Annotated in this window: 21 protein-coding genes and 1 tRNA gene; 8 read left to right on the plus strand and 14 right to left on the minus strand. The window is 59.5% G+C overall.

Annotated elements, in window-relative coordinates; all coding sequences use genetic code 11:
• On the plus strand, positions 1-650 hold a 650-nt coding region (locus JJQ51_RS21220; RefSeq protein ID WP_269245314.1), incomplete at its 5' end, for an AraC family transcriptional regulator.
• A 400-nt stretch (positions 651-1,050) separates the two neighbouring features.
• Here the strand turns inward: JJQ51_RS21220 and JJQ51_RS21225 are convergent.
• The 4 genes from JJQ51_RS21225 to JJQ51_RS21240 all read right to left on the minus strand — a co-directional run bounded on the left by JJQ51_RS21225 (position 1,051) and on the right by JJQ51_RS21240 (position 8,167).
• A complete protein-coding gene (locus tag JJQ51_RS21225; protein WP_152096188.1) occupies positions 1,051-4,848 on the minus strand; it encodes a vitamin B12-dependent ribonucleotide reductase in 3,798 nt (1,265 codons plus the stop codon).
• A 772-nt stretch (positions 4,849-5,620) separates the two neighbouring features.
• Positions 5,621-6,118: a xanthine phosphoribosyltransferase gene (gene gpt, locus JJQ51_RS21230; RefSeq protein ID WP_069611931.1), complete on the minus strand. Its 498-nt coding sequence runs from the start codon at positions 6,116-6,118 to the stop codon at positions 5,621-5,623.
• A 314-nt stretch (positions 6,119-6,432) separates the two neighbouring features.
• Complete coding sequence (locus JJQ51_RS21235; RefSeq protein WP_113352649.1) at positions 6,433-7,278, minus strand: universal stress protein; 846 nt, start codon at positions 7,276-7,278, stop codon at positions 6,433-6,435.
• A 115-nt stretch (positions 7,279-7,393) separates the two neighbouring features.
• Positions 7,394-8,167, minus strand: coding sequence for a competence/damage-inducible protein A (locus JJQ51_RS21240; RefSeq protein ID WP_113352648.1), 774 nt, complete (start codon positions 8,165-8,167; stop codon positions 7,394-7,396).
• Positions 8,168-8,407: 240 nt separating this feature from the next.
• Here JJQ51_RS21240 and wrbA point away from each other — a divergent pair, with 240 nt between their 5' ends.
• The gene (gene wrbA / locus JJQ51_RS21245; protein WP_113333517.1) at positions 8,408-9,007 is read left to right on the plus strand and encodes an NAD(P)H:quinone oxidoreductase type IV; all 600 of its coding nucleotides are present in this window, start codon (positions 8,408-8,410) and stop codon (positions 9,005-9,007) included.
• Positions 9,008-9,087: 80 nt separating this feature from the next.
• Here the strand turns inward: wrbA and JJQ51_RS21250 are convergent.
• Both JJQ51_RS21250 and JJQ51_RS21255 read right to left on the minus strand, forming a co-directional pair.
• Positions 9,088-9,173 (minus strand) — tRNA-Leu (locus tag JJQ51_RS21250).
• An 88-nt stretch (positions 9,174-9,261) separates the two neighbouring features.
• On the minus strand, positions 9,262-9,603 hold the full coding sequence (locus tag JJQ51_RS21255) for a hypothetical protein (protein ID WP_069611935.1): 342 nt from the start codon (positions 9,601-9,603) through the stop codon (positions 9,262-9,264).
• A 391-nt stretch (positions 9,604-9,994) separates the two neighbouring features.
• On the opposite strand from JJQ51_RS21255, the gene ilvA reads away from it, so the two are divergent.
• Together ilvA and JJQ51_RS21265 are read left to right on the plus strand one after the other, a co-directional pair.
• A complete protein-coding gene (ilvA, locus tag JJQ51_RS21260; protein ID WP_233788715.1) occupies positions 9,995-11,209 on the plus strand; it encodes a threonine ammonia-lyase in 1,215 nt (404 codons plus the stop codon).
• Between the two features lie 37 nt (positions 11,210-11,246).
• Positions 11,247-11,585: an HlyU family transcriptional regulator gene (locus JJQ51_RS21265; protein ID WP_015339645.1), complete on the plus strand. Its 339-nt coding sequence runs from the start codon at positions 11,247-11,249 to the stop codon at positions 11,583-11,585.
• A gap of 105 nt (positions 11,586-11,690) precedes the next feature.
• Here the strand turns inward: JJQ51_RS21265 and JJQ51_RS21270 are convergent, their stop codons facing one another.
• The gene (locus JJQ51_RS21270) at positions 11,691-12,467 is read right to left on the minus strand and encodes an SDR family NAD(P)-dependent oxidoreductase (RefSeq protein ID WP_269245315.1); all 777 of its coding nucleotides are present in this window, start codon (positions 12,465-12,467) and stop codon (positions 11,691-11,693) included.
• Between the two features lie 105 nt (positions 12,468-12,572).
• Between JJQ51_RS21270 and JJQ51_RS21275 the strand changes: the two genes are divergently transcribed.
• Positions 12,573-13,154 carry a TetR/AcrR family transcriptional regulator gene (locus JJQ51_RS21275; protein ID WP_269245316.1) on the plus strand — a complete coding sequence of 194 codons (582 nt, stop codon included), beginning with the start codon at positions 12,573-12,575 and terminating at the stop codon, positions 13,152-13,154.
• Positions 13,155-13,207: 53 nt separating this feature from the next.
• On the opposite strand, the gene JJQ51_RS21280 is transcribed toward JJQ51_RS21275, so the two are convergent.
• Entirely contained in the window at positions 13,208-13,822 is a 615-nt protein-coding gene (locus JJQ51_RS21280; RefSeq protein WP_113333514.1) for an FMN-dependent NADH-azoreductase, read from the minus strand.
• Positions 13,823-13,958: 136 nt separating this feature from the next.
• On the opposite strand from JJQ51_RS21280, the gene JJQ51_RS21285 reads away from it, so the two are divergent.
• Positions 13,959-14,927 (plus strand): LysR family transcriptional regulator, encoded by a 969-nt coding sequence (locus JJQ51_RS21285; protein WP_113333513.1) that lies wholly within the window; start codon positions 13,959-13,961, stop codon positions 14,925-14,927.
• Positions 14,928-14,973: 46 nt separating this feature from the next.
• On the opposite strand, the gene JJQ51_RS21290 is transcribed toward JJQ51_RS21285, so the two are convergent.
• Together JJQ51_RS21290 and JJQ51_RS21295 are read right to left on the minus strand one after the other, a co-directional pair.
• Entirely contained in the window at positions 14,974-16,962 is a 1,989-nt protein-coding gene (locus JJQ51_RS21290; protein WP_152094243.1) for a bifunctional 2',3'-cyclic-nucleotide 2'-phosphodiesterase/3'-nucleotidase, read from the minus strand.
• 137 nt (positions 16,963-17,099) lie between these two features.
• Positions 17,100-17,459, minus strand: coding sequence for a PilZ domain-containing protein (locus JJQ51_RS21295; protein WP_145320271.1), 360 nt, complete (start codon positions 17,457-17,459; stop codon positions 17,100-17,102).
• Between the two features lie 159 nt (positions 17,460-17,618).
• On the opposite strand from JJQ51_RS21295, the gene JJQ51_RS21300 reads away from it, so the two are divergent.
• Positions 17,619-18,422 (plus strand): endonuclease/exonuclease/phosphatase family protein, encoded by an 804-nt coding sequence (locus JJQ51_RS21300; RefSeq protein WP_152094242.1) that lies wholly within the window; start codon positions 17,619-17,621, stop codon positions 18,420-18,422.
• Between the two features lie 6 nt (positions 18,423-18,428).
• Here the strand turns inward: JJQ51_RS21300 and JJQ51_RS21305 are convergent, their stop codons facing one another.
• Complete coding sequence (locus JJQ51_RS21305) at positions 18,429-18,890, minus strand: Lrp/AsnC family transcriptional regulator (protein WP_075852386.1); 462 nt, start codon at positions 18,888-18,890, stop codon at positions 18,429-18,431.
• 152 nt (positions 18,891-19,042) lie between these two features.
• Between JJQ51_RS21305 and ald the strand changes: the two genes are divergently transcribed.
• Positions 19,043-20,161 carry an alanine dehydrogenase gene (gene ald, locus JJQ51_RS21310; protein ID WP_145631293.1) on the plus strand — a complete coding sequence of 373 codons (1,119 nt, stop codon included), beginning with the start codon at positions 19,043-19,045 and terminating at the stop codon, positions 20,159-20,161.
• 17 nt (positions 20,162-20,178) lie between these two features.
• On the opposite strand, the gene JJQ51_RS21315 is transcribed toward ald, so the two are convergent.
• The 3 genes from JJQ51_RS21315 to sseA form a co-directional block, all read right to left on the minus strand.
• Positions 20,179-20,688, minus strand: a complete 510-nt coding sequence (locus JJQ51_RS21315; protein ID WP_152096187.1) for a DUF1203 domain-containing protein — start codon at positions 20,686-20,688, stop codon at positions 20,179-20,181.
• Between the two features lie 81 nt (positions 20,689-20,769).
• Positions 20,770-21,330 (minus strand): GNAT family N-acetyltransferase, encoded by a 561-nt coding sequence (locus tag JJQ51_RS21320; protein ID WP_113333547.1) that lies wholly within the window; start codon positions 21,328-21,330, stop codon positions 20,770-20,772.
• Between the two features lie 8 nt (positions 21,331-21,338).
• Complete coding sequence (sseA, locus tag JJQ51_RS21325) at positions 21,339-22,196, minus strand: 3-mercaptopyruvate sulfurtransferase (protein ID WP_113352641.1); 858 nt, start codon at positions 22,194-22,196, stop codon at positions 21,339-21,341.
• Positions 22,197-22,213: the final 17 nt, after the last annotated feature.

Consider the following 22,213-nt stretch of genomic DNA (forward strand, 5'->3'; position numbering starts at 1 on the left):
TTTACGCGACCGAGCTTGAGCCCGGGATCGCCACCGACGTTGCCTTCGCCTTCCTGGTCGAGCTTGGTCGCCGCGGAACCGGCCAAGCCCTGACACCGGTTCGGGTCGAGTTCATGCGCTCCGGGCCTAAGAGCGATCTGTATCGGCTCTTTTTCGGGTGTCCCGTGAAGTATGGTGCTCCGCAGAACAGGCTCGTCCTGAAATCGGCCGATCTTGACCGGCCGTTTCCGGGCCACAATCCCGAACTCCTGGAAATCCTCACGCCGGCACTTGCCGCCGCTATGGGCGAACTGCAGGCCCGCAGTTCCATTGGCGACCAGGTGAAAGTCGTCCTGAAGCGATCGCTTGCAAGCGGACGTCCGGAGTTGTCGCAGATAGCGCAGGATCTCAACATGAGCGAGCGAACGCTGCAACGGCGCATCACCGAAGAGGGCAAGACCTTCCGCGAGCTTCTGTCGGAAGCGCGCCAGGAACTCGGACGGCAACTGCTGTCCAACCCGTCCACCGACATCGACGAGGTCGCATGTCTTCTGGGCTATCAGGATCGCAGTTCCTTCTATCGCGCCTTTCGCGACTGGGAGGGGCTGACGCCTCTGCAATGGCGCGAGCTGAACGGACGGGACGCGTTGCATTTCAATTCGCTGCATTGATGCGGATCAGGCCTCGCATGCTCCAGCCATAGCGGCGGAAGGCAGGCAACTACTTTCCAGCCATCGAAGGCAAATCCTTTGGCGCCTGCTGCAACGGGATCGGCAACGTCCGCCACTGCGCCGGCATGCCGGTGCTGATACCAAAAGATGCCGTAGCCGATAGAGGGCTGTTATCAGAATGGGGCTGAAGAAATGTGCGTTGCGCCAACGCACGAACAGCGACATTGGTGCCGTTAAAGGCATTCGCCGACAGCAACCTGCTGAATTGTCATAGCGGATTCCTGTTTTGTTCTTTGATGCATTTTCCGGGCACCGAAGTGCCCGGAAAATTGTTGATTGAAACATACTCAACCGTTTTGGGACAACCCACTGGCTTCCCAGGCTCTTGTTGTGCCAATACTCAGCTGCAGCCGCTCGTAGCCCCACACGTGTCGCACTTCTCGCAAGTTCCATTCCGAACCATCGTGAAGTTCTGGCACTCGGTGCACATGTTGCCGGTGTAGCCCTGCATGATGGAGCGGGCGCGGCGTTCGGATTCGAGCTTCTTGGCTTCCGTCTTTGCGTTGGCAGCCTCGCTTGCCGCGTTGTCGCTGAAGAGGCCCGTCGCGGATTCGGAGATGACTTCCTCTGCGATCTCTTCGGCCAGCTCCTTCGCACGCTCCTCATAATCGCGCTTGAAGGCGACGACTTCTGAGGTCGAGACCGAGCTTGCCGGTTCCAGCTTGCGGACCGTGTTGCCGGCAAAGGCGGTAACGGTCGAAAGCGAGGCGGCGCGGGCAGGGGTGGCCGTTGCCGAACCCTTGGCGTCTGCCGAACGCTCGCCCGATGTCGGAACCAGCGTCGGCTTGTAGCCGCGGGTCAGGCCCTTTGAGACGACATCGGCCTTGCCTTCGGAAACGCCGCGGCCGAGCGCCGTGTTGTTGAAGTCGGACGTGTCGACATGGGCGAGATCGTGGCGGCCGAGATAGGAGATCGCCAGTTCGCGGAACACGTAGTCGAGGATCGACGTGGCGTTCTTGATCGCGTCGTTGCCCGTGACGATGCCGGCCGGCTCGAACTTGGTGAAGGTGAAGGCGTCGACATATTCCTCGAGCGGCACGCCATACTGCAGGCCGAGCGAGACGGAGATCGCGAAGTTGTTGATGAAGGCGCGCAGAGCCGAGCCTTCCTTGTTCATATCAAGGAAGATTTCGCCGAGACGGCCGTCGTCATATTCGCCGGTGCGCAGGAAGATGGTGTGACCGCCGATCTTGGCCTTCTGGGTATAGCCCTTGCGGCGGCTCGGCAGCTTTTCCTGCGTACGCACGACCTTCTCGATCACGCGCTCGACGATCTTTTCCGTGATGGTGACGGCCTGGGCCGCTACCGGTGCCTGCAGGAATTCCTCCAGCGCATCCTCGTCGCTGTCATCCTCGATCAGCGAGGCGTTCAGCGGCTGGCTGAGCTTGGAGCCGTCGCGATAGAGCGCGTTGGCCTTGAGGCCGAGCTTCCAGGAGAGCATGTAGGCGTTCTTGCAATCCTCGACAGTCGCCTCGTTCGGCATGTTGATCGTCTTGGAGATGGCGCCCGAGATGAAGGGCTGAGCGGCCGCCATCATGCGGATGTGGCTTTCCACCGAGAGGTAGCGCTTGCCGATCTTGCCGCAGGGGTTGGCGCAATCGAAGACGGCCAGATGTTCTTGCCTCAGGAACGGAGCGCCTTCCAGCGTCATTGCACCGCAGACATGGATGTTGGCGGCTTCGATGTCCTTCTTGGAGAAGCCGAGATGGTCGAGCAGGTTGAAGCTCATATCGGCCATCTGCTCGTCGGACACCTTCAGCGTGCCCTTCAGAAAGTCGGCGCCGAGCGTCCACTGGTTGAAGACGAACTTGATGTCGAAGGCGCTCTTCAGCGCAGCGTTGACGGCATCGACCTTCTCGGCGGTGAAGCCCTTGGCCTTCAGCGTCGACGGGTTGATGGCCGGAGCCTGGTTCAGGTTGCCGTGGCCGACAGCATAGGCCTCGATCTCGGCGATCTGGCTTTCGGAATAGCCGAGCGTGCGCAGCGCTTCCGGAACGGCGCGGTTGATGATCTTGAAGTAGCCGCCGCCGGCGAGCTTCTTGAACTTCACCAGGGCGAAGTCCGGCTCGATGCCGGTCGTGTCGCAATCCATGACGAGGCCGATCGTGCCGGTCGGCGCGATCACGGTTGCCTGTGCATTGCGATAGCCGTGCTTTTCGCCGAGCTCAAGCGCCTTGTCCCAGGCCGCCTTGGCATGGGCGACGAGATCCTGGTCCGGATTGTCGGAGTGGATCAGCGCCACCGGATTGACCGACAGGTTCTCATAGCCCGAGGTCTCGCCGTAGGCGGCGCGGCGATGATTGCGGATGACGCGCAGCATGTTTTCGCGGTTCGGCTTGAACATCGGGAAAGTCCCGAGTTCGGACGCCATTTCGGCCGAGGTCGCATAGGCGACGCCAGTCATGATCGCCGTCAGCGAGCCGGCAATGGCGCGGGCTTCGTCGCTGTCATAAGGAATACCCGACGACATCAGCAGGCCGCCGATATTGGCGTAGCCGAGGCCGAGCGTGCGGTATTCGTAGGAGAGTTCTGCGATGCGGCGCGAGGGGAACTGCGCCATCATCACGGAGACTTCGAGAACGACGGTCCAAAGGCGGACGGCATGTTCGTAATCGGCGATGTTGATGCGCTTCGTCGCTGCGTCCTTGAAGGTCATCAGGTTCAGCGAGGCGAGGTTGCAGGCCGTGTCGTCGAGGAACATGTATTCCGAGCACGGATTGGATGCGCGGATCGGGCCGGCAGCCGGGCTGGTGTGCCAGTCGTTCATCGTCGTGTTGAAGTGCAGGCCCGGATCGGCCGATGCCCAGGCGGCGTAGGAGATGGATTCCCAGAGATCGCGGGCCTTCAGCGTCTTGACGACCTTGCCGTCCTTGCGGGCGGTCAGGTTCCAGTCGCCATCATTCTCGACGGCACGCAGGAAGTCGTCCTTGATCGAGACGGAGTTGTTCGAGTTCTGGCCCGATACGGTCAGATAGGCTTCCGAATCCCAGTCGGTGTCGTAGGTCTTGAATTCGAGATCCGTGTAGCCCTGGCGAGCAAACTGGATGACACGCTGGACGTAGTTTTCCGGAACCTGGTCCTTCTTGGCAGCGCGTATCTCGCGCTTCAGGGCAGGGTTCTTGGCCGGGTCGAAGCAATCGTCATTGTCGCCTTCGCAATTGACCGTCGCCTTCATGATCGCCTTCAGATGCTTGGCGACAATCTTGGAACCGGTGACGAGGGCGGCAACCTTCTGCTCTTCCTTGACCTTCCAGTTGATATAGTCCTCGATATCCGGATGGTCGATGTCGACGACCACCATCTTGGCGGCGCGGCGGGTCGTGCCGCCCGACTTGATGGCGCCAGCAGCGCGGTCACCGATCTTCAGGAAGCTCATGAGGCCGGAAGAACGGCCGCCGCCAGAAAGCTTTTCACCTTCGGCGCGCAGCATCGAGAAGTTCGAGCCGGTGCCGGAGCCGTATTTAAAGAGGCGGGCTTCGCGAACCCACAGGTCCATAATGCCGCCTTCGTTGACGAGATCGTCTTCGACGGATTGAATGAAGCAGGCATGCGGCTGCGGATGCTCATAAGCCGACTTGGACTTGGTGAGCTTGCCAGTGAAGGGGTCGACATAATAGTGGCCCTGGCCGGGGCCGTCGATGCCGTAGGCCCAGTGCATGCCGGTGTTGAACCACTGCGGCGAATTCGGAGCGACGCGCTGGGTGGCAAGCATATAGGCGAGCTCGTCCTGGAAAGCGGAGGCGTCTTCCTCAGAGGAGAAGTAGCCGCCCTTCCAGCCCCAATAGGTCCAGGTGCCGGCGAGGCGATCGAAGACCTGGCGTGCATCGGTTTCCGAGCCGCTCTGCTGATCCTTCGGCAGATCCTTCATGGCCGCATCGTCGGGCACGGAACGCCACAGGAAGGAAGGAACGTCGTTTTCCTCGACCTTCTTCAGCTTGGCGGGCACGCCGGCCTTGCGGAAATATTTCTGCGCGAGAATGTCGGCGGCGACCTGCGAGAACTGCGCGGGTACGTCGATGTTTTCGAGGCGGAACACGATCGAACCGTCAGGATTCTTGATCTCGCTCGTCGCCTTGCGGAATTCGATGTCCGCATAGGGTGACTGGCCGGCCTTCGTAAAACGACGTTCGATGCGCATGGTCCCAATCCTTCATTCGTTGGTGTGCGCCTGCATGAAAACAGGGCGCAAAAATTCTCATTCCGGCATCGCGAATTCAACGCGCAGCCAGCTTCCGATCCGCTCTTTGACAGGAGGTGTCACCCGGAGATGTCTTTCCTGTATCTTGTGGTGATGGTGGCTGCAAACACTAAATATAGTATTAACAGCTTGTTACCGCCAGTCCCCGCATGTATTTTTTCGGCAGCTCGAGATCGACACAAAAACCCTCACGGCGGGCCACCTGCACAGGTGAATCGCGTTGAATCCAAATCCGATTTCGAATTGAGAACCAGTCCTCGTAACCCCGCCTGGTCCAGTCGCCGCCGCAACGTCGTCCATTAACTTTGAAAGACCCGATTCCGTCAAGGGGTGGTTTGTAATGGATTGCTAACCACAATATCTTGTGGGCTCGCCTGTGGAAACTGGGGAAATGCCAGTAGGCTAAGAGATTCAAGAGCTTGAGGAGGGATGCTCGCCCTTCGCGCGACCGTTGGTGCAGCAAGTATCATCACCGGCGGTGTCGAAAGCGACAAAATTGTGACCGTGACCTCGATGCCATTGGCAGCGCCGCAAATTCATGCCGTGACGCATCATGATTCGCGCGGAAAGCCTTGAATCTCACGCTTTCTCGCCTTTGTGATGCCCACTAAATCTAGTGGGCGCCGTAGCGCCCACCTCTATTACCACTATTCGAATCGCATTTCGCGACGGCGCGTGAATCGTGACTGATTCGCGTGCCGGCAGCGGGAGATCAGCCGCGATGGCCCTTGGCGATTGGCTCCTGATAGGTGAAGCCCATGTCCCAGGGGAAGTAGATCCAGGTGTCCTGGCTAACCTCGGTGATGAAGGTGTCGATCGTGGGAACGCCGGTCGGCTTGGCGTAGACGCAGGCGAAATGCGCCTTGGGCAGCATGGCGCGGACTTCGAGAGCCGTCTTGCCGGTATCGGTGAGATCGTCGATGACAAGGACGCCTTCGCCGCCATTGACCGATAGTTCCGGTGCGATGCCCTTGAGCAGGTTCATTTCGCCCTGGCTGGAATAATCGTGATAGGAAGCGACACACACCGTCTCGATCAGCCGGATATTGAGCTCGCGAGAGATGATGGCAGCCGGCACGAGGCCGCCGCGGGTAATGCAGACGATTGCCTTGAATTCACGGTTCAGGCCGGCAAGCCGCCAGGCAAGCGCGCGCGCATCGCGATGGAACTGATCCCAGGATACGGGAAAGGCTTTATCGGGCAGGGACATGGCAGAAAGCTCCGGGGCATGGAATAACGACGCACCGGCAGCGCCGGTGACCCTGAGCAGACCCCGCGGCGGGCGCGGACCAAGAACCAAATCCGGAACGCGATTCGCTTGCTATCTGCCTGAACGGGATCTTATCCGGGAAAGCCTGGGCTTTTCGGGATCATGCCCCTTCGACCGCGCGAACGGTTCCCTGGCGGGAATTCTGTCATCGGTCGCTGCTTTCTGCTGGATTTACGGGCAAAAGGCAATAGCCGCGAAGCAGCCAACCGATGCACATTTGCACCGGTTGATATAGGATTTGAGCTTTCAGCCGCTCAGCGAGCCAGCAACGTCATTGCTGTCATCGATTGCAGCAGGGTGCGCGTCGTGCCGCCGAAGATCATCTGCCACAGCCAGGAATGCGTATAGGCGCCCATAACAAGCAGGTCGATGCTGTCGTCCGCCAGGCGGTTTTCGATGACCTGCGACGGCGTCGACTTGCCGCTGCAGGCTGCCGTTTCGAACTTGGCGCGCACGCCGTGGCGCGTCAGCGCCGCGGCTATCCGGACGCCGGTCTCCTTGGACGGATGAGGGTCCTTTTCCGACGTGCTGACGGAAAGGATCTCGACCGAATCCGCAGCCTTGAGGAAAGGCAGGGCGTCGAAGGTGGCGCGGGCCACTTCCTTGGAGCCGTTCCAGGCGATCAGCACGCGGCGGACGGGCTTAGGCTCCTTGAGAATATAGGGGATCAACAGGACCGGCCGGCCGCTGTCGAACAGGAAGGTTTCGACATCGACCTGGGTATCGGCATATTTCGACGGGTCCGGCTGCACGGCCACCAGCAGATCGGCACTGCGGGCACTTTCGATCAGCGGTTCGGTGCCGTAGCCGACCGTGCTGGCAAAGCTGTGCCATTCATAGTCGATACCAGCGGCTTCCATTCTTGAGCGGAACACCCGTTCGATTTCGACCGCCTGATTATGGGCGACATCCTGAAGTGCCTGAACCGCAACGGGGTCCGGAATCTCCATCGGCGCCACCAGCGGCACGGTCGAGACGATTTCCGCATGAAGCCCGACGACATGGGCGCCGTGCTCCTTTGCGAGCGCCGCCGAAAACGCGGCAGCGATGCGCGTATTGTCGGGATTGTCGAGAACGGTCACTATCGTTTTGTAGGACATGAAGAGATCTCCCATGCGGAAGGGTTGGATCGGATCATGATATCAGCATTCCGCTACAAGATAATGCTCCGAATGGTCTCAGAGTTCCCTGGAACGTACACACCTTCGTTAAAGGTCAGGCCTCAGCCGACTGATTTTCCTTGGCTTTCGACTGTCGGATGGCTTCGATCATTGCGCGTACTTCCGCTGCGACACTTTCGACCAATTCCGCCGAGCGGCCCCTGACGACGATCTCGGTCGAGAAGAATTGGCCGACATAGCGCGGGTAGGAGCCGATGCTGGTTTCAGGATGCGCCTTCTGGATGAGGCCGAGCGGCGTGCCGATCTCGCCTTCGCCATAGGGGCAGGAAATCGCTGTTGATAGCACCTTTGCGCCGGTCCTTAGCGTCGGTATGACATTGTCGAGCATCGCCTGGAAAACCTGCGGCACTCCGGCCATGACGTAGACGTTGCCGATGTTGAAGCCGGGCGCAGTCGAGACCGGATTGGCGATATGCTTCGATCCCACAGGCATCCGGGCCATGCGCTGGCGAGCCTCGGTGAATTCCATCTCGCGCCGTGCGTACATTTCGCCCATGATCCGCATGGCTTCGGCATCGTGCTCGCAGGGCACGCCAAAGGCCTTGGCGACGGCATCGGCGGTGATATCGTCATGGGTCGGGCCGATGCCACCGGACGTGAAGACGTAATCATACTGGCCGCGCAAGGCATTCAGCGCCGAGACGATGGCATCTTCATCGTCGGCCACGATGCGGACTTCCTTCAGGTCGATGCCGGCCAGCAGCAGCACATCGGCAAGATGGCCGATATTCTTGTCCTTGGTCCGGCCGGAGAGCAGTTCGTCGCCGATGGCCAGCATGGCGGCTGTGACAATGATTTCGTTCGACATGAAGATATCCAGGACAATGCGCAGTCGGCGCGTTCAAAAGTGTTCGAGATAGGTAGCGCTGTTTGCAGCGATTGCAAACGCTCGTTTTCACTCGACCGCAGGTCCCGGCAAATATTGCAAATGAAATTGCGTCTACGCAGGATGAACAGTGCGTTCTGAGCGTGGGGGCTGCGCCCTTGTCGCATCGCTGATACAAGATTCCCCGACATTCAACGCGTCCAACAAACGGGAGACGTTCTTATGGCTAAGGTTCTGGTTCTCTATTATTCTTCCTACGGTCACATCGAGAAGATGGCCTATGCCGTCGCAGAAGGTGCAAAGTCCACCGGCGCCGACGTCACCGTTAAGCGCGTACCGGAACTCGTTCCGGAAGAAGTCGCCAAGGCATCCTACTTCAAGCTCGATCAGGAAGCCCCGATCGCAACCCCGGACGAACTGGCAGACTATGACGCTATCATCGTCGGCGCCGGTACGCGCTTCGGCACGGTCGCCTCGCAGATGCGCAATTTCTGGGATCAGACCGGCGGCCTGTGGTTCGGCGGCAAGCTCGTCGGCAAGGTCGGCTCGGTCTTCACCTCATCCGCAACCCAGCACGGCGGCCAGGAATCCACCATCCTCGGCTTCATTCCGACGCTTCTCCACCACGGCATGGCCGTTGTCGGCCTCCCTTATGCTTTCCAGGGCCAGATGGGCACGGAAGAAGTCAAGGGTGGCTCGCCCTACGGCGCTTCGACGATCACCAATGGCGATGGCTCCCGCCAGCCTTCCGAAATCGAGCTGGAAGCGGCAAAATATCAAGGCGCGCACGTCGCCAAGATCGCTGCCAAGCTCACGGCTTGATTTGAATCTGCATATCGATTGAGAGAGGCGCGGCGAAGGCTGCGCCTCTTTTCATTGGGATTTTGATGAAATTTGATTTTTGGTGCGGACGACGGGGGTCGAACCCGTACAGCCAAAGGCCGAGGGATTTTAAGTCCCTTGCGTCTACCAGTTTCGCCACGTCCGCGTGCCTTTCCCCATCAAGCACTTGAGCGATTCAGTCAAGGATTGTTTTGCAGGAGGGAGCCGATCGGCGTCAGCCTGACATGCTCGGCTCAGCGACCCTTGAGAACGCTGACAAGCGCCGGTGTCACCTTCTTCTGTTGGAACATGGCCTTAAAATCGGCATAGCTGATCTTTCCCGATACCACACCGTTCATCAGTCGCTGACAAAAGAGCCGCTTTGCGTCGCTTCTTTGAGATTTGACGTAGAAAGCGATTTCATCCAGCGTTTCCGGTGGCAGGCGCTGCGACATGCACTTGTCGATGACCTGCGCTCGTGCCGTCGGGCTTTCCTTCATAATGGGGATGTTCTTCTCGAAGCTTTTTTCCTGCGAGGCGCAGGAAGCAAGCACCGCAAGAGTGAAAGCGATTATAGCTGGGCGCATAAGGCGCATGACGATGTTCTCCCCTTGAACAAAACTGGGATAAACATCTTTTGCGCGATTCTCAATCTTATGTGCAAGTATAAGTTAATGCCAGCATGGATAAGCGAAGCCCGCCGTAGCCGACGATCGGATTTAAGGCGGGCCTCTAACCATCATCATGATGGCTGTGTCATATTGGACGCAGGGGGAGCTTGGCTGTCAATTCACAGATTTAGGGGTTTCGACAGTCAGGGGCATAAATGGTTAATGACTTGTTCGGTGCGGCCAATCTTGCCATTGCAGGACCGAAAGCGCGATAAAGAGGCTTTCTTTGCTCATCTTTCCTGTGTCATAGCGGGGGTGATTGAAGAAGGACGGACAAGCCGTGGACAACCAGACTGTTCTCGAAGCCACAGAGGCCATGCGTGGCCTCTTTCCCGCAACGCCGCTGCAGCTGAACGAGCATCTTTCCGCGCGCTATGGCGCCGACATCTGGCTGAAGCGTGAGGATCTCACACCGGTTCGCTCTTATAAGATCCGCGGCGCCTTCAATTTCTTTCGCAAGGTGATTGCCGAGGGTGGTACGGGAAAGACCTTCGTCTGCGCATCCGCCGGCAATCACGCCCAGGGCTTCGCCTTCGTCTGCCGCCATTTCGGTGTGCCCGGCGTGGTCTACATGCCCGTGACGACACCGCAGCAGAAGATCGACAAGACCCGTATCTTCGGCGGTGAGTTCATCACCATCAAGCTCTTCGGCGATTTCTTCGATCAATGCTATCAGGCCGCGCGCGATCACGTCGAGAGCATCGACGGCGTCATGGTGCCTCCCTTCGATCATGCCGATATCATCGAGGGACAGGCGACGGTCGCTGCCGAGATCGCCGAGCAGCTGCCTGATGGCGTTATCCCCGATCACGTCCTTCTTCCCGTCGGCGGTGGTGGCCTAGCTGCCGGGATTACCGGCTATTTTGCCGATAAGCTCCCGCGTGATGCATTCACCTTCGCCGAGCCGGCCGGAGCGCCGAGCCTGCGCCGCAGCATCGAGGCGGGGCAAGTGGTCACGCTCGCCAAGGTCGACAATTTCGTCGATGGCGCTGCCGTCGGTCGTATCGGCGAGCTGAATTTCGCGGCCCTGAAGGACTTTGCGGCCGAGCAGGTGAAGCTCATCGAGGAGAACGCCATCTGCGTCACCATCACCGATATGCTGAATGTGGAAGGCGTGGTGCTGGAGCCAGCCGGCGCCCTGGCGATCACGGCGCTGGAAAAGCTCGATCGCGACAGCATCCGCGGCAAGACCATCGTTGCCGTCGTCTCCGGCGGCAACTTCGATTTCGAGCGCCTGCCTGATGTCAAGGAGCGTGCCATGCGCTATGCGGGCTTGAAGAAATACTTCATCCTGCGTCTGGCGCAGCGTCCCGGCGCGCTTCGCGATTTCCTCAACATGCTCGGCCCGGAAGACGACATCGCCCGCTTCGAATATCTGAAGAAGAGCGCCCGCAATTTCGGCTCCATCCTGATCGGCATCGAGACGAAAAATCCGGATAATTTCAAGCAGCTTATCGCCAATTTTGAAAGTTCCGGCATGGGCTACGAGGACATCACCGAAAACGAGATCCTGGCAAACCTGATCATTTGACTTTGCGACCTTGCAACCTTCATGCTAAAGGCGATCCATGGCTTCGTTCTTTTCAAATATCCTTTCGATTTTCACCGGTGGCGCATCGCAGGCTGGCACTGAAAAATCCGGCGGCTCGACTGTTAGCGTCGAACCTCAGGTACATGCCGGCTGCACGATCTATGCGACGCCGCAGCGCGAGGGCAATCAGTTCCGCCTCATGGGCCGGATTGAGAAGGATGTAAATGGTGAGATCCTGGTGCGCAATTTCATCCGCGCCGATGTCTTCACCTCGTCTGATGATGCCGTGGAATCGACCTTCCGCAAGGGCCAGCAGATCATCGACCAGAATGGCGCCGGCCTCTTCGGCGACGGCGAAAAGGTTCGCCAGGTCTGAAGCAGCCAAACTCCTTTAACATGCATCAGACGCAAGGCCGCCTCTGCATCTGCTTTGGCGGCCCATAACACTCATTGAAAATTGATGGCTGATAATTCGCAGGCTTCAAGCCGTGCGGAAGAGCTTCGCGCCGGACGGAGCGTTGATCGCGCCGCCGTCGACGGTGATTTCGATGGCCGTCACGTTGGCGGAATCATCGGAGGCGAAATAGAGCGCTGCCTTGGCGATTTCCTCGGCTTCGCTCATGCGGCCGAGCGGGCTCAGGCTGCCGAAGCGGGCTTGCAGCGCATCCAGAGCCTCCGGCGTGCTGGCGCGGGGCTCCCAGATCGGGGTCTTGGTGGCGCCGGGTGTAACTTGGTTGACGCGGATACCACGAGGCGCCAGTTCGGAAGCGAGATTGCGTGTCATGGCGCGAACGGCGCCCTTCGTGCCGGCATAGGCCGAAGCGCCGGGAATGCCGAGAACGGCATGGACGGAGCCGTTCAGGATGACGGAGCCGCCGTCGTTCAGATATGGCAGGGCGGCCTGTACGGTAAAGAAGACGCCGGTGAAATTGACGCGAACGATGGTTTCAAACTGCTCAAGCGTCGTTTTGCCGAGCGGCGTATCCCCGGCAATACCGGCATTGGCAAAGACCACATCAAATTTCCCAAGCTTCTCCGCAGCCTCGGCAAAGGCCTTTTCCATGGCCGGGATATCGGTGGTGTCGGCCTGCAAGGCCAGCACGCCGCCGCCGAGTTGCTCGGCCGCCGCAGCCAGTGTCTTGGGATTGCGGCCTGTGATGGCGACCTTCGCGCCTTCGGCGAGGAAGAGGCGGGCAGTGGCGAGGCCAATGCCGCTGTTTCCACCGGTGATGACGGCAACCTTGTTCTTGAGACGCATGTTCGTAGCTCCTGTTGGCTTTTGTCACGATCTGGATTATGATCGTTATCTATAAGGATTATGACCGTAATCCATTTTGTCAAGCCAGGCATGAAAGGATTTTCGATGGGCCGCTCACAATTGGAAAAGCAGAAGACGCACGAACGCATCGTGACGCTCGCCGCCAAGCGTCTGCGTGAGGAAGGATTGGAAGGGATTGGTGTCGCCGACCTGATGAAGGAGGCGGGGCTTACCGTAGGCGGCTTCTACAAGCATTTCGCCTCGCGCGATGAACTGGTGGCGGAAGCCGTGGAATCGGCGATCGGGTCGTGGCGGCGACAGCAGGAGGAAAAGGGGATCGATCCCGAAAGCATCTCGCTCGACGATTATGTCGATACCTATCTCAGCGAGCGTCACCGCGATCATTGCGGCGAGGGCTGCGCCTATGCCGCGCTGACGGCGGATATGGCGCGCAGCAGCGATGCGGTCCGTACCGTCGCGACGGATGGCCTGCGAAGGAATTTCGATGCCATGACGGCGCGCATGCCGAAGCCGGAGGCAGCCGAAGCCAGGCGCAAGGCGATCATCGCCTCCTGCCTGATAACCGGAGCCCTCGGCCTCGCGCGCGTGGCGAATGACGAGGCGTTTTCCAATGAAATTCTGGAGACCGTGAGGTCGTTCGTGAAGGAGTTGCCACAGGCGGAATAGCAAAGCAGCCGGCTGATGCCGGCCGCCTGTCAATGCCTGAAGGCTGCAGTCGATTAAGCGGCGAGAGCCAGCTCCGAGGCGCGGGCCTGGGCGGCACCGACAGCCTTTTCGGCAGCTTCCGGACCAAAAGCAACGCCTTCGATGTAAACGGTCTCGACATCGGTGATGCCGATGAAGCCGAGTACGGACTTCAGGTAAGGAACGGCATGGTTCAGCGGGGCAGCCGGGCCTTCGGAGTAGACGCCGCCGGAAGCGAGCACGATATAGGCCTTCTTACCGGTCGCCAGACCCTTCGGGCCGGTTTCCGTGTAGGTGAAGGTGCGGCCGGCGCGAGCGATGTTGTCGATCCAGGTCTTCAGCGAGGAATAGATATTGAAGTTGATGAGGCCGGTGCCGATAACAAGCGTGTCGGCTGCCAGCAGCTCGTCGACGAGTGCGTCGGAAACCTTGACCAGTTCCTGCTGCTCGGGCGTGCGGGCGTCGGCCGGCGTGCGGATGGCGGCGGTGAAGGGGCCATCGATATGCGGCAGGTTGTCGGCAGCGAGGTCGCGCTTGACGAGCGTCTTGCCCGGATTGTTGGCCTTGATCTTCTCGGCCAGTTCGGTGGCGATCTTCGTGGAGAGCGAGTCCGGACGCGGGCTGGAGGTCAGAAGCAGAATGGAGGACATATCCGTTTTCCTTTTCAATGAGTTGCTAAATCGGCTGGGAGAGTCCGATCACGTTCGCCTCCATAAATAAGTCGTCAGTGCTATCGAGAAAAACTGTGATAATATGGATCGGAATTATCGATAGAATGGATGGCAGATGCTCCCCAATCCCACCCTCGACCAATTGCAGGTCTTTCTGACCGTCGCCGAGTCAGGCAGCTTCTCGGCCGCTTCACGAATGCTCAACCGCGCTCAGTCGGTCATCAGCTACACGATTGCCAATCTGGAGGCTCAGCTCGAAATGCCGCTGTTCGAGCGCTCCGGCTCGCGTCAGCCGAAGCTCACGGATGCGGGCAGAGTAATGCTGGAGGATGCGCGCCGCATTCTTTCCGATCTGCAGGTGATGCGCGCACGCGTGAAGGGCCTGAAGAGCGGCCTTGAGGCGGAGGTGGCCGTCGCCATCAGCGTCATGGTGCCGGTGCATGCCACGGTCGATGTGCTGCGGGAATTTCGCGATCGCTTCCCTTATGTTTCCCTGCGCCTCGACACCGGCGAACTCGGTTCGATGCTGGAGCTGGTTGCCAGCGGCAAGTCGACGATCGGTATCGGCGGCTCGGTGTTGAAGCAGGATGATGCCCTGGTTATCGAGCGCATCGGACATTCCTTCATGATGCCGGTTGCCGCTCCGACGCATCCGCTCGCTCTGCTGGGGCGGCCGCTGACGCTGGCCGATGTGCGCGAAGAAGTGCAACTGGTTGTCACCGACGCGTCAAATCTCACCAATGGCAAGGATTTCAACGTCCTGTCCTACAAGATCTGGCATCTCAGCGATATCGCCACCAAGCATCAGCTGATCCGCGGTGGTCTTGGCTGGGGCGGCCTGCCGGCCTCGTTCATCATGGAGGATCTGCAGAAGGGACGGCTGGTGCCTTTGGCTCTCGATGCCTACGACCAGAGTGAATATCCGCTCTATGCCATCCGTAAGGTGGACAATCCCCCTGGCCCTGCGGCTGCCTGGATGATCGAAGCTTTCCGTGATCGTCTGTCGCGATGCCCGAATCAGGAGGACTTCAAGTCCGCTGTCGAGATGTTCCATCCGGGAGACAAGCGTCTGGCGGCGGAGTGAAAAAGTCCTCTCCCCAAATGAGAGGAGAGGACGATAGCGTTCGTGCTTACAGCACTAGCCGGTAGTTGCGGAAGCCGTCGGCACCTTCGCCGGCGTCTTCGATCTTCACGCTCTTGACTTGATCGAGAAAATCCTTGGCCTTCGGCGAGCTCTGGAACCGTGCGGTCGTGCCCGGCAGCGGCTTGAAGGTCCAGTTGCCGTCGGCGGTCGGATTGATCGTGCCCTGCTCGTGGACATAGCGCACGATGACGTCGCGATTGGTGTCTGGTGCCTGATAGACCACCTTGTCAGCCGCGATTTCCGGGAAGTTGCCGCCGCCGCCGGCGCGGTAGTTGTTGGTGACGACCAGGAACTTCTGCGCGGGGTCGATCGGCTTGCCGTCGAACTGCAGGTTTTGAATGCGGTTTGCGTCGGCATTCAGAACCTTGCCGTCATCGCCGAATCGGCGCGGCTGCGAGAGGTCGATCTGATAGGTGACGCCGTCGATGACGTCGAAGTTATAGGACGGGAAGCTGCTGTTGATCAGATCCGCATCCTTGGCACCCGGCTGAACCTGGTTGAACATGGCGGCCGACATTTCCAGCCAGTTCTTGACCTGCGCGCCGTTGATAACAACGGCCTGGACGGTGTTCGGATAGAGATAGAGGTCGGCGACGTTCTTGATGGCGATATTGCCCGCGGGGACGTCCGTATAATAGTCGGCGCCGTTGCGCCCGCCGCATTTGAAGGGTGCTGCAGCCGAAAGAACCGGCAGGTCCTTGTACTGCGTCTCCTTCAGTATGTTCTTGATGTACCAGATCTGCGCCTGGCTGACGATCTGCACAGAGGGATCGTCGGCGACCAGCGCGAAGTAGGAATAGAGCGGCGCAGACGTCTTGCCGACGGGCGTGCGGACATAGGTCAGCGTCGCCTCATGCTCGGCCTTGGCGGCTTCGACGACTTCCTTCTTGTCGGTGACGTCAGCGATGACCTTCTTCTTGTCGTCGCGATGGTAGATCGGGCGTGCTTCGGAGGTGAAGTCGACGATCTTCCAGCTCTTGCCATCCTTTTCGAGCAGCAGGTCGATGAGGCCGAGATGCGAGCCCCAGAAGCCGGCCATGACGGCAGGCTTGCCGTGCAGCGTTCCCTTGACCGGATCGGCGTCCTTGATGCCATCCCAGGTCTTCGGGCCGGGGAAGACAAGATGCTGGTGGCCAGTGAAGACGGCATCGATGCCGTCGACCGCAGCGACGTAAAGCGAAGCGTTTTCCATCTTCTCGGTCGGGCCGCTGCCGTCGATGCCGGAATGGGAGAGGGCGATGATGATATCGGCGCCTTCGGCCTTCATGACCGGAACCCAGGCCTTGGCGGCTTCGACGATATCGCGCGTCTGCGCCTTGCCTTCGAGATTCTTGATGTCCCAAAGCATGATCTGCGGCGGCACGAAGCCGATGAAGCCGATCTTGATCGGGCTTTCATTGCCGGCGCCGTCTTTGATCTTCTTTTCAAGGATCAGATAGGGCTTGAAGAACAGGTCGTCCTTCGTCGGATCGGAGGCCAGCTGGCCCTTGGTTAAATTGGCGCAGACGAACGGGAAATTCGCGCCGGCCAAGACCTTGAACATGAAATCGAGGCCATAGTTGAATTCATGGTTGCCGAGCGTGCCCACAGAGTAGCCGAGCGTGTTCATCGCCTTGATGACCGGATGGACGTCGCCATCCTTCATGCCGTGCTGATAGGCCATGTAATCGCCCATCGGATTGCCTTGCAGCACGTCACCATTGTCTATCAGGAGCGAGTTTGTGGCCTCGGCGCGGATATTGTCGATGATCGTTGCGGTACGCGTCAGGCCCATCGTGTCGTTCGGCTTGTCGGCATAGTAGTCATAGGGGAAGACGTTGACGTGAATGTCGGTCGTTTCCATGAGGCGCAGATGCGCCTGATTGCTCGCAGCGCGGGCTGCGAAAGGATGCAGCACGATCAGCGCCGCCGTGGCGCTGAGGCCTTGCAGCAGGGAACGGCGCGACATGCTGGGCAAATCCAGAATGGAAGACATAAGGCACTCCTTCAACGATGGGGCTATGGTCCGTCGATCATCTCTCGGGCGAGCGAGATTAGGACGATTTTTGAAGGTGTGCACCAGGAATGTGACAGGCTTATTGTGGATCGTAGCCGGCTTGCGCCGACATTCGATCAGCGCTTGAGAACCGGCTTTATGTCCTTGTGGAAAAAGCGGAAATAGGACGCGACCTTGGCCGAGGCATTGGACGAGCGATCGAACTCGATGCCGATACGGCCGTTATGAGCCCAGCGCACGAAACCATCCAGCAGGCCGATATCGTCGCATTCGACGCGAACCTTGCTGCCCGCCGCTGCATAGAGCGGCGCCTGCAGATCGAGCGCGATGCCGCTTGTCGAAATATCGACGACGCGGCCGGCGACAAGCTTGGTGAAATATCGAACCTGGCCCGTGAGCCGCGCATGATGGCGCGGCGAGCCGCGTGTCTTTATTTTCAGATTGCCCTGAACGGGAGATTTCGAAGAGAACTGCATGATGTTATCCCGGCTCATCCGTCTTTTCTCGGTTTGGATATCAGATGTGCCTTGCGGGATGTTTAGCATAATCGCTAAAATTGTAGCCGGGCGTCCCGAATCGGTACCGCATCGAGATGGCCGCTGCGATCGGCCATGTGACTATGAGAGGTGCGGGATATGCGTATCGTTTCTTTGAATGCATGGGGTGGCCGGCTGCATGAGCCGTTGATGCCCTATCTCGTCGATGTCGAGACGGATGTTCTGTGCCTGCAGGAAGTGGTCCGCACGCACGACGCAAAATCCGAATGGCTGGTTTATCGCGATCACGGGATCGAGCTCCCGCAGCGCGCCAATCTCTTCGAGGAGCTGAAAGCTGCTTTGCCGGCTTATGATGCCTTCTTCCTCCCCGTCGCGCGAGGCGATCTCTTCGACGGTGACGTGCGATTGGACTCTGAGTTCGGACTGGCAACTTTCGTGCGCAGAACCTATCCGATCATCGGCCAGGCAGCCGGCTTCGTCCACGGCGAATTCTCGGCCGATGGCTACGGACCGCATCCGCGCTCCCGCAATGCTCATTGCATCCGCCTTTTCGACTATGAGCGCGGCTATCCCGTCACCATTGCTCATATGCATGGCCTTCGGGATCTGGAAGGCAAGGGCGATACGCCGGCCCGGCGCCATCAGGCGCAAGCGCTGGTTGAGATCATTCGCCAGGTTCGGCAAGAGGGCGATCGGCTGGTGGTTTGCGGTGACTTCAACGTGCTGCCGGATAGCGAGACCTTCGAGATCCTCGGCAGCCTGGGGCTTGTCGACCTCGTCACTTCGCGGGGACATGACGACACGCGCACCTCGCATTACAAGAAGCAGCCGCGTTTTGCCGACTACATGCTCGTGACATCGAATGTCGAGGTCATCCGTTTCGATCCTGTCGCGGAGCCAGAGGTGTCCGATCATCGCGCATTGCTGCTGGATATGTGCTGACGAAGATCACAAGCCGACATTCGGCCGGTCGATGATCTCGCGCAGTGCAAAGCTGGAATTGATCTTCACGACATGGGGCAGGGCGGAGAGCCAGTCGCGATGGATGCGCTCATAGTCTTCGAGGTCCCGCGCGGCGACCCGGAGTATGTAGTCGTATTCCCCCGACATGAGGTAGCAGGAGAGCACGTTGGGGCAGCGCTTCACCGCGGTCTCGAATTCCGAAAGCGTCTTTGCGAACTGGCCGGATAGAGAGATGTGCACGAAGGCGATCATCTTGTAATCCAGCGCCTTGTGCGAGAGATGCGCGTGATAGCCGTCGATGACGCCGCTCTTTTCCAGGATGTCGAGCCGGCGTGAACAGGCGGAGGGGGAAAGGCCGACCTTCTCGGCCAGTTCCGCATTGGTGATCCTGGCATTCTGCTGCAGCATCCGCAGAATCGAATGATCGATGGCATCGAGGTCGGACATTCGAAAATCTTTCGAAGAAATTCCTATTTGCGCAATAAATCACGAAAAATGACTGCAGCGCAAATCGTCTTTGCAAGGACATTGCGGGGCGGAGGTGGTCTGATTTCCCTTGGAGAAAATGAAAGACGCAAAAGCATTCGAGGAGGAATGAAATGCGCGTTGGCTGCCCCAAGGAAATCAAGAACCACGAGTACCGCGTCGGGCTGACGCCGGCATCCGTTCGCGAATATGTCGCCCATGGCCACGAAGTCTGGGTCGAGACAAAGGCCGGTGCCGGCATCGGTGCCGATGACCACGCCTATGCGGCTGCCGGCGCCAAGATCGCCGCAAGCGCCAAGGATATTTTCGAGAAGTGCGACATGATCGTGAAGGTCAAGGAGCCGCAGCCCTCGGAATGGGCACAGCTCCGCGAAGGCCAGCTTCTTTACACCTATCTGCATCTGGCCCCTGATCCGGAACAGACCAAGGGCTTGCTCGCCTCGGGCGTGACCGCTGTTGCTTACGAGACCGTGACCGACGAGCGCGGCGGCCTGCCGCTGCTGGCGCCGATGTCCGAAGTCGCCGGCCGCCTGTCGATCCAGGCGGGTGCAACCGCTCTGCAGAAGGCCAATGGCGGTCTCGGTATCCTGCTCGGCGGCGTGCCCGGCGTGCTGCCGGCGAAGGTGGCGATCATCGGCGGCGGCGTCGTCGGCCTGCATGCGGCCAAGATGGCGGCCGGCCTCGGTGCCGACGTCAGCATCCTCGATCGCTCGCTGCCGCGCCTGCGCCAGTTGGACGATATCTTCAACGGCCGCGTTCACACGCGCTATTCCAGCATCCAGGCTCTGGAGGAAGAGGTCTTTTCCGCCGATCTCGTCATCGGTGCCGTGCTGATCCCCGGCGCCGCCGCGCCGAAGCTGGTGACGCGCGAAATGCTGTCGGGCATGAAGAAGGGTTCTGTTATCGTCGATGTTGCCATCGACCAGGGCGGCTGTTTCGAAACCTCGCATGCAACGACCCATTCCGATCCGACCTTTGTGGTGGAAGGTGTCGTGCACTACTGCGTCGCCAACATGCCGGGCGCGGTTCCCGTCACCTCGGCGCATGCGCTCAACAACGCCACGATCTATCACGGTCTCGCCTTGGCCGATCGTGGCCTGCGCGCCATCGCGGAAGACAAGCACCTCCGCAATGGCCTCAATGTCCACAAGGGCCGCATCACCAACCGGCCAGTCGCCGAGGCGCTCGGCTATGAAGCCGTTGCACCCGAAAGCATTCTGAACGTCGCGTAAAGCCCATCGCGCGCACGTCAGATGGAGGCGCCGGCATCCGCGTATGCCGGCGCTCCTATTTTATCGATCCGGCATTGGTAGCAATTGTTGCGGGCCGAGCGGACATGGACATAGGCTATGTCGGGACGCTCAAGCAGCGAAGCTGCATAGGCTGGGATATCGCCGGTCGGCGTCACAGCACCGCTCCCATAGACGATGCGGTCGTTCTTGCCATAACCACGCACGATGAAATCCTTGCTGGTCGTCAGCACCGGCGGCAGGATTTCTTCTGCTTCGTAGCGCTGACATGGCGTCTTGTGCAGGAAGATAGGTCCCGTCTCCGCATAGGGCTGCAATTCCGAGAAGGGGCGATAGGCGAAGACGAACAGCTCCTCGCCGGCATCGATATTGCGCAGGCAGTGGCGGCAGGGATGGCCGGGGCCATCGGAAATCACGGTCTCTGGCCGGTGACCATAGGCATCGACGCCGCCGTTCCACAGAACTTCGGCATCGGAGGTGGGCATGGCTGCAAAAGCGATGGAAGGCATGGCAAAGCTCCTTTCGAGACTTGCCATGTGATGCGCCCGAACAAGAACCGAAGCCACCCGATTCCTGCCGAAAGCGAACCCTTAGCTCTTCTTGGCGAGCTCAAGCAGTTCCTTGTCACTCAACGGCCGGACGATGCCTTCGCCCGTCGAAATCGGCGAAAAGCCGAACATCTGATAGAGCTGTAATGCCCTGGGATGATCGAGATTGTTTGTCGTCGTGATGATCCGTTGCGGGTTCAGCGTCCATATGGCGTAGAGCGACTGCAGCAGGAACCATTTGCCGATACCGAGGCCGAGTGCGTGTTCGATGAGGCCGAAATGGCTAAGCTCGATCGTCTCCTCGTCCTGGCGGAAATATTCGAAGAATCCACCCGGCGCGCCATTGACGTAAAGCACGCTGATATCGTTGCGTTGGTCGTGAAGAATAGCGGTCAATTGCTCGTCGGAGAGGCGCAGACGCTCCACCCAATGCCAGCGAGCGCCCACCTGGCGATAGAGATAGCGATAGAAGGGCAGCGGAATGCCAGGCGCCCGCATGATCGCAGTCTGGATATTGACCGGCACCGGCAGGCTGGCCTTGGGCGGCGCAGTCATTTCCAGGCGCGTGATATGAACCTTGATGGAGGAGGGCGTCTTCACGATCGATACGCTCAATCTTGACCTGTGACGATGGGCGTATCCGCCCGGCTGCCCCATTCCGACCATGAGCCGTCATAGAGCTTATTGTTACCGTGGCCGAGGGATTCGAGGGCCAGCGTGATGATGGCGGCGGTAATGCCGGACCCGCAGGTCGTCACCACAGGCTTGTCGAGATCGATGCCGGCCTTCTCGATGGTTTCCCTCAATTCCGGTAGCGACTTGAACTTGCCATTCGTAGCAAAGACGCCGGATGGCAGACTTCTCGCGCCCGGCATATGGCCCGAGCGCATGCCTTCGCGCGGCTCTGGCTCGGTCGCTGCGAAACGGCCGCCACTGCGGGCATCTGCGATTTGCACGGAATGGCTGTCGACGATTTCTCGCATCTCTTCAAACGAGACGACGCGGCTGCCGTTGAACTTAGGCTTGAACGTTGCCGGCGCCAAGCTGGGCGTCGTCGTCTCCAGCGGCCGCCCTTCGGCCTTCCAACCATCCAGACCGCCGTCGAGCACGAAAACATTCGGCGCACCCATGACGATGTGGAACAGCCACCAGACGCGCGGCGAAGCAAACAGGCCCGGGCCATCATAAACCACGATCCGATCGCTCTCGCTGATGCCGAGCTTGCCGACTTCGGACGCGAAGAATTCGGGCGAGGGGACCATATGCGGCAGGTTGGTCGAATGATCCGCGATCTTGTCCTGGTCGAAGCGGACGGCGCCGGGAATATGGCCGCTGGCATATTCGGCATCGGCATCGCGCTTCTGTGCCGGCAGATAGAAGGACGCGTCGAGGATGCGCAGATCCTTGGCACCCAGCTCGGCCTGCAGCCAGTCGGCGGATACGACAAAACGGCTCTTGTCCGCTGCCATGATGATCACTCCCTGCT

Origin of the sequence: Rhizobium sp. AG207R (genome assembly GCF_027109195.1) — a bacterium.
Classification (GTDB): Bacteria; Pseudomonadota; Alphaproteobacteria; order Rhizobiales; family Rhizobiaceae; genus Rhizobium; species Rhizobium dioscoreae.

Coding starts and splice junctions, on each gene's coding strand:
- JJQ51_RS21225 (WP_152096188.1), bottom strand. CDS start 4,848: ATGCGCATCGAACGTCGTTTTACGAAGGCCGGCCAGTCACCCTATGCG.
- gpt (WP_069611931.1), bottom strand. CDS start 6,118: ATGTCCCTGCCCGATAAAGCCTTTCCCGTATCCTGGGATCAGTTCCAT.
- JJQ51_RS21235 (WP_113352649.1), bottom strand. CDS start 7,278: ATGTCCTACAAAACGATAGTGACCGTTCTCGACAATCCCGACAATACG.
- JJQ51_RS21240 (WP_113352648.1), bottom strand. CDS start 8,167: ATGTCGAACGAAATCATTGTCACAGCCGCCATGCTGGCCATCGGCGAC.
- wrbA (WP_113333517.1), top strand. CDS start 8,408: ATGGCTAAGGTTCTGGTTCTCTATTATTCTTCCTACGGTCACATCGAG.
- JJQ51_RS21255 (WP_069611935.1), bottom strand. CDS start 9,603: ATGCGCCTTATGCGCCCAGCTATAATCGCTTTCACTCTTGCGGTGCTT.
- ilvA (WP_233788715.1), top strand. CDS start 9,995: ATGCGTGGCCTCTTTCCCGCAACGCCGCTGCAGCTGAACGAGCATCTT.
- JJQ51_RS21265 (WP_015339645.1), top strand. CDS start 11,247: ATGGCTTCGTTCTTTTCAAATATCCTTTCGATTTTCACCGGTGGCGCA.
- JJQ51_RS21270 (WP_269245315.1), bottom strand. CDS start 12,467: ATGCGTCTCAAGAACAAGGTTGCCGTCATCACCGGTGGAAACAGCGGC.
- JJQ51_RS21275 (WP_269245316.1), top strand. CDS start 12,573: ATGGGCCGCTCACAATTGGAAAAGCAGAAGACGCACGAACGCATCGTG.
- JJQ51_RS21280 (WP_113333514.1), bottom strand. CDS start 13,822: ATGTCCTCCATTCTGCTTCTGACCTCCAGCCCGCGTCCGGACTCGCTC.
- JJQ51_RS21285 (WP_113333513.1), top strand. CDS start 13,959: ATGCTCCCCAATCCCACCCTCGACCAATTGCAGGTCTTTCTGACCGTC.
- JJQ51_RS21290 (WP_152094243.1), bottom strand. CDS start 16,962: ATGTCTTCCATTCTGGATTTGCCCAGCATGTCGCGCCGTTCCCTGCTG.
- JJQ51_RS21295 (WP_145320271.1), bottom strand. CDS start 17,459: ATGCAGTTCTCTTCGAAATCTCCCGTTCAGGGCAATCTGAAAATAAAG.
- JJQ51_RS21300 (WP_152094242.1), top strand. CDS start 17,619: ATGCGTATCGTTTCTTTGAATGCATGGGGTGGCCGGCTGCATGAGCCG.
- JJQ51_RS21305 (WP_075852386.1), bottom strand. CDS start 18,890: ATGTCCGACCTCGATGCCATCGATCATTCGATTCTGCGGATGCTGCAG.
- ald (WP_145631293.1), top strand. CDS start 19,043: ATGCGCGTTGGCTGCCCCAAGGAAATCAAGAACCACGAGTACCGCGTC.
- JJQ51_RS21315 (WP_152096187.1), bottom strand. CDS start 20,688: ATGCCTTCCATCGCTTTTGCAGCCATGCCCACCTCCGATGCCGAAGTT.
- sseA (WP_113352641.1), bottom strand. CDS start 22,196: ATGGCAGCGGACAAGAGCCGTTTTGTCGTATCCGCCGACTGGCTGCAG.